Genomic DNA, 8,055 nt, shown 5'->3' on the forward strand with positions numbered 1-8,055 from the left:
TACGAGTGGATGACATAATATATTCCGATATGGTGATAATAACGGTTTTCAATGAATGCGCGTATAACTGGCTGTACGCAGGGTACCGCTTGTCCCGAATCCACCACAGCAGACAAAACGTCGCGCGTTGAGATCCAGGCGCAAGAAATCGGCTTTGCAGGCTACACCCTTCAGAGCTAGCCGGATTTTCCGGGCTGGCGGTTCCTCATCGGTCATCAGGCGCTTGGCAGTAACCGGACATAATGCCCCTGTCAGTGCCGCTCCACCTGTTGCAGCTTTGCCGACTGTCAGTGTGAAGTGGGACCGTACGGGTTTGGTCCGCTCGACCTCGCGGATGATGTCTTGCTGCCAAGCGGCATCCGACGGCGTGTCATCACCCAAGGTCAGGGTCAGGTTGAATGTATGCGGGGCCTTGGGTGGATGTGTCTGCCACCATTCCTGTAGCGACAGGTTGGCACCAAAAGTATTGACAACCGTTCGTACAGACTCGGCCGTTCCCTTGCGTCGCTGGATATCAATAGCCTTGCGTACATGCCGACGCTTGACGTCTGTTGGCCAGGATGGATCCCAGTTGTCAACGGACAGCGCCCAGGCCAGCCAGGGCAAGTGCTCGGGCAGACAGGTGTCCGGATTCCACAAGGATCGCAGGGGAACCGGAACATCGGACAATCGGGCGATTGTTTGTTCCAGGGCACGTTCGGCCGGTGTGGCATTACCGGGCAAAAGACCGGGGCAGGATTCAGGCATCAACGCCCCCGTCCTTCAGGTTTATGGACTGGCACCAGGCTGCTGCACCTGCACTGACCGTTATCGTTTGTTGCGGGCTGCTCAGCTCGACCCTTTGTACACCGGGTTGGTGCAGCGCGGCGTAAAGCTCTGATAAGGTTACGTCCAAGCCTAAGCGACGCGGGCGGGCAACCACAGCAGCAATCGCCTTTCGGGCCTGTTCAAGTGCCTGTTCACGCCCCGGACCCGGGTGAAAGTACAGCGTTGCATTGATATCGTATTCATGGATCGTGGCGCTGCGGACAGCAACCTTGTCTGTCAGGGGACGGATCTCGTCGGAAGACAAGATATCCTGTACGCCTTGCAGCAGCGCGGTGTCCGCAGTACCGTTGCCGCTGCGCGACAGGATTGTAACCTCTACCTCACCGGGGGCCGGGCTGCGTACACTGGCATCTGCGACACCATCAACTGTCAGGGCATAGAAAACATAGGCCCCCGCAGGACCAGCTGTGCTGAAACCTTCGGGAGCCAGCTGAATACGGCGGCGAAGATCATCATCGTTTTCCAGAACCGGTAAAACGGGTGGCACCGCCTTTGGATCGCCGGCCAGCAATGTCTTGCGTACAACGCCCAGCAAGGCTCCCAGATTATCCAGGTCTGCCCCTGTGGCATAAGCCAGCATGACGCCACGGGCTGCCTCATTGACACGCTGCCGTAACAGCAGTTCACGATAGGCTGCTATTTCCAGAATCTTGTATGCAGGATCACTTTCCAGCAACGCCTTGAACACGGGGTCGCGCTTTTGCAGGTCTTCCAGCATGTCTGAAAAGATTGCTTCATAATCCAGCGTTTCCACCACATTGGGGGAAGGGAGCCGGGACAGGTCTACAGCTGTAAATCCGTGCGCCATCAGGTTATTTCTATTCCGTCGAGAGTAATGATGTACTTGCCGGGCATGTACTCTCCGGTCAGCTCCAGAACCACACAGCCCGGCCGTGCACTGCGGGCATGGACCCGCTGTAGTTTCAGGCGTGGTTCCCAACGGCTCAGGGCCTCGGCGGTTGCTGCGTACAGCTCCAGCAAGATGTTTTGGTTTATGGGAGCATCAACCAGCTGATAGAGCCGGCTGCCATAGTCACGACGCATGACACGGCTGCCCACAGGGGTCGTCAGGATATCCCGGACGCTTTGCGAGAGATGGTCAAGGCCGGACAGGTGTTTGCCCGTTTTTGCATTTGTTCCGTTCATGGAGCCGATACTGCCGGCTTGTCTGCTCCATGTCCCCTGGCGGCCTTTCCACCCTTTAATTTATCCGGCAAAGACCGATGGAGAGCCTTCTGCAACCGTTGAACCGCAACTGACCGGGTCTCCGATCCGCCCTACGGCCTGACCATTGGCAAAGACCGAAGCCGAACCCTCTGCCAACGTGCTGGTATGGCATGATGGTGAGGGATCACAATGATCTGCCCATGCGTCTCCCTTGCGGTGTATCGGTCGGCTATTGACAAAGACCGATGAACTTCCTTCTGTGCTGTTACGCGGCGGAAAAAGGTCGTGGCCCGTACAGGGATCATTCTTGCGGGTAACAGCGGGCATGGATTTCCTCTCTCAACCGGAGGCTTCCGGCTGTCCAGTCCTGGAAAATACACAGTGTGTAGGTTGCTTGCTCTGTTGTGCCGTCAGACAAGGATGCCGTTACAACAAGGCGTCCTTCATACCGCTTGGTCTGCGAAGGATGGAACGCTACCAGATCAATGCCTGAAGCCGGAAGATCATCCCAGCTATAAGCCTGAAGCAGCGTATTGCCCTGTCGATATGTCAGGCACATGCCATCAAAGGATCCTTGCAGCCGCTCAGCCGTTACATGAACAGCCTCGGCTGTGCCGTCTATGGACAGGGTTGCAAGCTTTGGGTCCAAGGATGCGCGATAACCTGTTACGGCCAGACCACGAAAAGCCGGATCGCGTACCGCGCAGGTAATGGTCCGGGATAGATGGACAGAGGTTTCAGGCAGTGTAAACAAAACGCCGGGCTTTGGCGTCCAGGTTACCGTGCGGATCTGCAGGTTCTCTGTATTAGTTGAGATCAATACGTGCCCCCTTAAGGGTAATGCCGGCATCATTGATGAGCAGGGAACTTCCGCCCGATGACAGGCAAAGACCATCCTGTCTGATGCTGACTGTACTTTGCCCCACGTTCATATACAGATGGTGGTCGGCGCTGTCGTATTGAAGGCATGTTCCGTCATCAAACAGGATTGTATCCCGATTTTCGTTGTTGTCGGGCGCATCCAGGGTTTGGCTGTAAAGCATGCCAGCAATAACAGCGCGGGTCAGATCACCCGATGGAGCAATCAAAACCACCTGTTGCCCGGGACGCAGCGGACGCCAACGACGAAAATTACGCCCTGTTTCCGTAGGCCATGGCAGCCACGCGCTGAGAAACCCCTTGGCGGTAACGCGAACTTTCCTGTTTGTGTGGTCCACGGCCTCAATGATCGCAATGCGGACCATATTGGCCAAGCGTCGCTCCAGATCTGCAATTCCCCACTGGCTCATTGTTTGATCTTTTCTTCCAGAGGATGATAGTGAGACTGGTATTCTTCACCTTGATCCGAAGCGGAGCCGTAGTAGACATTTCTGGCCTGTGGTGTTGAAGCAACAATCCACTCTTGATCCGGTTTGTCTTCTGATGGCACTGCCAGAACAACAGACGGTTTCTTCCGTACCTGCTCTGCGGCGGGCTGTTTCGGGTGCCACGCCGCATTACCAAGCTGTGTGACAAAGCGAACAGGAATGCGACTGGAATCCCACAAGGATTGCCCAAGAAATGCAGCATGCTTCCAGGTTACGGCCCACGCAACCGGATGAAATCCTTCCATGGCAACAGGCTTTGGAGCAACAGAGTCCAACTCGGCAGGACCAACGGAGCACCCCCAGCGTTGCCATGAAATCTGTGAAGCCAGAGAAATTGCGGTGCTGCGGGAAACATGTGTCGGATAAAGTCGATTGCCAGCGACCAGAGCGGTGGCCTGTAGAACCACAGAAACAGCTGTTTGTTCGGTGCCCGGATTAAAAGTCCGATCTGGATCCAGCCGGAGAATGTCAAGCTGGATTGCCAAGTCTTGGTCAGAGGAAACTGCTCCGGAAGCTCCCCCGTCAAATACCGGCACATTTGGTAAGTTTTTCTGCATGTCTCCCCGGATTGAGGAGAGCAATTGTTCTATGTCAACGTTTGTATTCTGTGTGCTCACAGTCCATCTTTCCTTGTCTGTTGGGGCGCTCCGCCATGGGCCAATAGTCGTTGCTTGTCGTGGCTGCTGCGGCTGCTGCCCAACCAGTATGCAACTGCTGTTGCAAAGGCACCGATAATTTGTCCGGCAATCAGATGAATGACATCAGCGTTGCTTGACGGGGTTGGTACCCACAGTAAAGCAGCCACAAGGGCAACAACCATGATGATCAAGGCACAGGTCATCAGCGAAGGCATCCAGCTGTCACGTACCACTTGATCAGGAACGGAAGGAGACGAAACGGATTTTATTCCTTCAGGAGATGTTGCATCGTCCAGCATGGATTAATAACTCCATAAAAAGGGGCGCGGTCTGTCTGTCTCTGCAGGCAGGTCATCCAAGTGCAAGAAACGCAGACCCCCTTTTTGCTGAACGCCAATGCCGGTGAAACCCTTTGCCAGGGCAAGCTGAATCAATAGCAGGGCATCCGCACCACCCACGGCAACATCACAGGCCCTTCCTGTTGTATGTGGACCGGGCTTTGCCTTGCCCACCTCAGCAGGGTGAGAGGGATCACGAAAGCCGCTGGTAATAACCATTGGCTTTCCATACAGGTCTCTGAGAGACTGAAGTCGGTCCATGAAAGCAGCATTCATATAACAACGACGGCTATACTTGCATGCAAAATCGATTCTTGAGAAATTTTTATATTTAACCCAGTCCAGTGGCTCTTCTATCAACTGCTATACCTTCATGATCAATGTAATTTGACTTGTTACTTTTTATGGCGTTCAGAATTGTACGTTGGGTAACTTGGAATAAATTGGCAATATCACGAACAGGTTTTCCCTCTGTTGCGAGACGCTGAATTTCGCGTGACCTGAAGCGCCGTACCAGAGCATTGCCATTTGCCGGCTGCAAATTCATCCCACCAAATTCACGGGCCATTCTCAGGGCGTCTTCTTTTCCCAGTATTTTAACCAAGGGGTGACTGTCACCGGGATGTCTCGGGATATAGAGATTAAGTCGCCACGGTCGCTTCCCCGATCGTCCCAGAGAACCAATCAAGTAGAGAGCTTTCTCACGCCCAATAACAGAAGCAATTTCCATTATACTTTCATCAATATCCATTGTCTCACCTTCGCTCTTATCGGCAAAAGCAAAGGCTAGATAGCACAAAATATTAAAATTATAACTAGAATATTGTGTTAATGTAATTGATTGTGCGTTATTATTGTATAATTATATCTTGTTTATTGTTATGGATTATTACGATCAGAATAGCGGGTATAGACAAAAAATAGTTTTCATTTTCCTGTCAGACCTCAGGCTGCACTCTGACCGTACGCCCTTCCAGAACGTTCACGCCATAGCGACGAACCATGATCTTGGCAATCACAAGGGAGACAATAGCGGTCAGGGCAGTAATGCCGCCTAGAATCAGATGCGACGGCAGAGGTAAAACAAGAGCCACTGCACTGGTTGCTGCAGCCCATAACATCTGAGCTGTTCCAAGGACGGCTGAAGCTTTACCGCTTCCCCGCTCGAAAGGCTGCATGGCCAGACCACGGGCCGGTCCCATAAGGCCGGAGAAGCCAATGCAAATCAGGGCAACAGGCCCCATAAAAAGAGCAACATGGCGTACATCCGGCCATGCACTCAGACACAGTACCAAGAGGACCCCACCCCCAAGCATCAGCAAGGCGGACAGGCGCAAAACTGCCAGCGGTCCCTTTCGGGCGATAAGCCGGGAGAAGGCAATACACACCAGACTGATCAAGCCGGCATTTGTTGCAAACAGTGCCCCGAATTCCAGGCTGGAAAGCCCGTATCCTTCCATCAAAGTATAGGGAATAAGGGTTACGTAGGACAAAACAACACCCAGCCCCATGCAGCAACACACAGAGAATCCGAGAAAGACAGGGCTGGTCCACGGTAGTATTTGGGTGTGTGTTCCACCGCCTTCAATCCTTTTCGGTGTTGTTTCTGGCATGCGCCATGCCAGCCAAGTTGTCAGAAAAATTCCGAAGCCTGTCAGGACAACAAAGCAGCTGCGCCACGAAAACCATGCGGTTAGTATCCCGCCAATGAGAGGAGCGGCAAAAGGAACTGCATTCAGAACACCCATCAGAATGCTGTATTCACGCGCAGCATCTTTCCCGCTGTAACAGTCGCGTACCATTGCTGTTGCACAGACAGCGGCCGAGCTTGCCATAATGCCTTGCAGCAGGCGCAGCCCCAGAAACTCCGGCAATCCTTCGGAGAAAACAATAAGCAGCGACAGCAAGGCAAACAGGGAGCATCCCCAGATGGCAACAGGACGACGGCCCATCCGATCCGAAAGCGGGCCCCATACAAGCTGCCCCAGCCCCAGCCCTGCCAAATAAATGCTGATAGACAAGGATGCTTGCGATCCAAGATCTTCAGCAATCTGTGGCACTGCCGGCAGGTAGATATCCACACCCAGAGGGCTAAGCATAATCAGGGCACGAGCCGCCAGTATGGCAGGTCGTCCAATATGTGGATTTTGGGGAGAAGTCACAGACTACCTGCTTTATTAAACGATGCGCGGGGAACAGAGCAAATAGGGCATTGCCGTTTGTCACAAAGGAACAGGAGCCTATCATGCCTGGACTGGTAGGGAAACAAGCGTACGGAAATCTTTTTTCTCATAATATGTGCTTATCGATCGCCCATCCCAGACATAACACAAGTGTCGCTCTTGACGGCAATCTGACAGAATACATGGACGGAGCGCGGCAATGCATTCACCGCCATGATGCCGCACGCTGTTATAGACCAAGCCATTCGCGCCCTGTGCACGCAGTGTGCCTGCCATGGCCTGTGAGGCGGCATAGCTGTCCGGATCATACAGGTCCGGATGAGTCTTTTGGCACCCCCTCAGGTCGATCATGTCGGCAGAGACCGTGACAACATAGGCCCGCATGTCCAGCTCCATCGGGGGTTGCCGTGTTGCCCCCATAAAACGGGCGCGATGATAGCTGGTTTCCTTGATCGCTGTTTCCAAGGCATATGCTGCATAGAAAACGCCATAGGATGATGTTGCAAAACGGCTCCCCTCAGGATTGGGGTGGGTAAATGCAGCCATAATCACGCTTGTTCCCGGCCCGCTGATCCGATCTTGTGGTGGAACCAGGTGAATGTCGCCAACAGCATCACGTAAACGTGGGTTGGTCATGGACTCAAGCTCGATGACAGCATCCAGATCAGCAGGATCTGTAACACGCTCAAACAGATTAACAGGAGGGAACCGGCTGGGGATAATGCGCCATCCGGGATTCCATTCAACGCAACGGACAGGAAAGGTCATGCCCACCCACCACGCTGGGAATCCAAGTACTGCCGGACAACAAACAAGTCAGAAACTTGGCCGGATAGCATCCGTTCCAGTGCAGACTGACCATTGAACACGGGTGCCATATTGGGGCACCGAATCCATTGATCCGCAGCTTCCGTATCAGGGAGAAGGATCTGTAATGCCTTGTAGATGCCCAGAATATAGGAGATCCGTTCCAAGGTATCCTTGGGCAAGACCGAGACATGTCCCTTCTTCCATTTAAAAAAAGTAGATCGTGCCTGTACTCCCAACAAAGTCATGCTCTCCTCAACCGATAATCTCCATAGGTCCGCAATCCGGAAGAATGTACGCAGGGCGGGACCCGCCAGATCACGGCGATTGGTGGCCGGTTCAGTACAAGGGATCGGGGCCATTTCACTGCTCCATATAAAGACTTATTTAGAATATAGTCCATATATAGACCTTCTTAAAGGAGAATAATTGATCGTAAAACGGTTAATGGATGTATTTATCCCGCATCATAAACGAACAAATCAAGAACATTTTGGCGGCTGGCCACTGAAAAAGCTCAGATACCCCTGACACGATGGAAAAAGCGCCAGCAGAAATCATTGTGTCCTCATGTCATGAGAAGGGCACAAGCCCGGCTTGATCTTGTGGATCAGCCGGCCGGGACACCCCGTAAACCCCGTTCCTGTCCGGGTGAAGACCCATGCTGCTATGGCGGCTCCTTCATCTTTTGACACCATGGCAGAGGCCCTTATGACGTACCAGGAAG

The 8,055-nt window shown here is 53.2% G+C and carries 13 protein-coding genes; all 13 read right to left on the reverse strand.

The window, feature by feature from the left end:
• Positions 1 to 48: 48 nt before the first annotated feature.
• Positions 49 to 747 carry a phage tail protein I gene (locus HEQ61_RS10885; RefSeq protein ID WP_168021421.1) on the reverse strand — a complete coding sequence of 233 codons (699 nt, stop codon included), beginning with the start codon at positions 745 to 747 and terminating at the stop codon, positions 49 to 51.
• The gene (locus HEQ61_RS10890) at positions 740 to 1,636 is read right to left on the reverse strand and encodes a baseplate J/gp47 family protein (protein WP_168021423.1); all 897 of its coding nucleotides are present in this window, start codon (positions 1,634 to 1,636) and stop codon (positions 740 to 742) included. Before HEQ61_RS10890 ends, HEQ61_RS10885 begins: the two co-directional genes overlap by 8 nt.
• Positions 1,636 to 1,974 carry a GPW/gp25 family protein gene (locus HEQ61_RS10895; protein WP_168021425.1) on the reverse strand — a complete coding sequence of 113 codons (339 nt, stop codon included), beginning with the start codon at positions 1,972 to 1,974 and terminating at the stop codon, positions 1,636 to 1,638. Before HEQ61_RS10895 ends, HEQ61_RS10890 begins: the two co-directional genes overlap by 1 nt.
• A 60-nt stretch (positions 1,975 to 2,034) precedes the next feature.
• Positions 2,035 to 2,322 (reverse strand): PAAR domain-containing protein, encoded by a 288-nt coding sequence (locus tag HEQ61_RS10900; RefSeq protein WP_168021427.1) that lies wholly within the window; start codon positions 2,320 to 2,322, stop codon positions 2,035 to 2,037.
• Positions 2,297 to 2,815, reverse strand: a complete 519-nt coding sequence (locus HEQ61_RS10905) for a hypothetical protein (RefSeq protein WP_168021429.1) — start codon at positions 2,813 to 2,815, stop codon at positions 2,297 to 2,299. The genes HEQ61_RS10900 and HEQ61_RS10905 overlap by 26 nt, the downstream gene beginning before the upstream one ends.
• The gene (locus HEQ61_RS10910) at positions 2,802 to 3,284 is read right to left on the reverse strand and encodes a phage baseplate assembly protein V (protein ID WP_168021431.1); all 483 of its coding nucleotides are present in this window, start codon (positions 3,282 to 3,284) and stop codon (positions 2,802 to 2,804) included. Before HEQ61_RS10910 ends, HEQ61_RS10905 begins: the two co-directional genes overlap by 14 nt.
• Positions 3,281 to 3,919: a hypothetical protein gene (locus HEQ61_RS10915; protein WP_168021433.1), complete on the reverse strand. Its 639-nt coding sequence runs from the start codon at positions 3,917 to 3,919 to the stop codon at positions 3,281 to 3,283. The genes HEQ61_RS10910 and HEQ61_RS10915 overlap by 4 nt, the downstream gene beginning before the upstream one ends.
• 56 nt (positions 3,920 to 3,975) lie before the next feature.
• Positions 3,976 to 4,299, reverse strand: coding sequence for a hypothetical protein (locus HEQ61_RS10920; protein ID WP_168021435.1), 324 nt, complete (start codon positions 4,297 to 4,299; stop codon positions 3,976 to 3,978).
• 3 nt (positions 4,300 to 4,302) lie between these two features.
• On the reverse strand, positions 4,303 to 4,614 hold the full coding sequence (locus HEQ61_RS10925; RefSeq protein WP_322099251.1) for a D-Ala-D-Ala carboxypeptidase family metallohydrolase: 312 nt from the start codon (positions 4,612 to 4,614) through the stop codon (positions 4,303 to 4,305).
• A gap of 55 nt (positions 4,615 to 4,669) precedes the next feature.
• Positions 4,670 to 5,068 (reverse strand): hypothetical protein, encoded by a 399-nt coding sequence (locus HEQ61_RS10930; protein WP_168021437.1) that lies wholly within the window; start codon positions 5,066 to 5,068, stop codon positions 4,670 to 4,672.
• A 208-nt stretch (positions 5,069 to 5,276) separates the two neighbouring features.
• Entirely contained in the window at positions 5,277 to 6,500 is a 1,224-nt protein-coding gene (locus HEQ61_RS10935) for a multidrug effflux MFS transporter (protein ID WP_168021438.1), read from the reverse strand.
• An 81-nt stretch (positions 6,501 to 6,581) separates the two neighbouring features.
• Positions 6,582 to 7,289, reverse strand: a complete 708-nt coding sequence (locus HEQ61_RS10940; protein ID WP_168021439.1) for an RES family NAD+ phosphorylase — start codon at positions 7,287 to 7,289, stop codon at positions 6,582 to 6,584.
• Positions 7,286 to 7,690 (reverse strand): MbcA/ParS/Xre antitoxin family protein, encoded by a 405-nt coding sequence (locus tag HEQ61_RS10945; RefSeq protein ID WP_168021440.1) that lies wholly within the window; start codon positions 7,688 to 7,690, stop codon positions 7,286 to 7,288. The genes HEQ61_RS10940 and HEQ61_RS10945 overlap by 4 nt, the downstream gene beginning before the upstream one ends.
• Positions 7,691 to 8,055: the final 365 nt, after the last annotated feature.

Source organism: Haematospirillum sp. H4485, from assembly GCF_012102745.1.
Taxonomy (GTDB): domain Bacteria; phylum Pseudomonadota; class Alphaproteobacteria; order Rhodospirillales; family Rhodospirillaceae; genus Haematospirillum.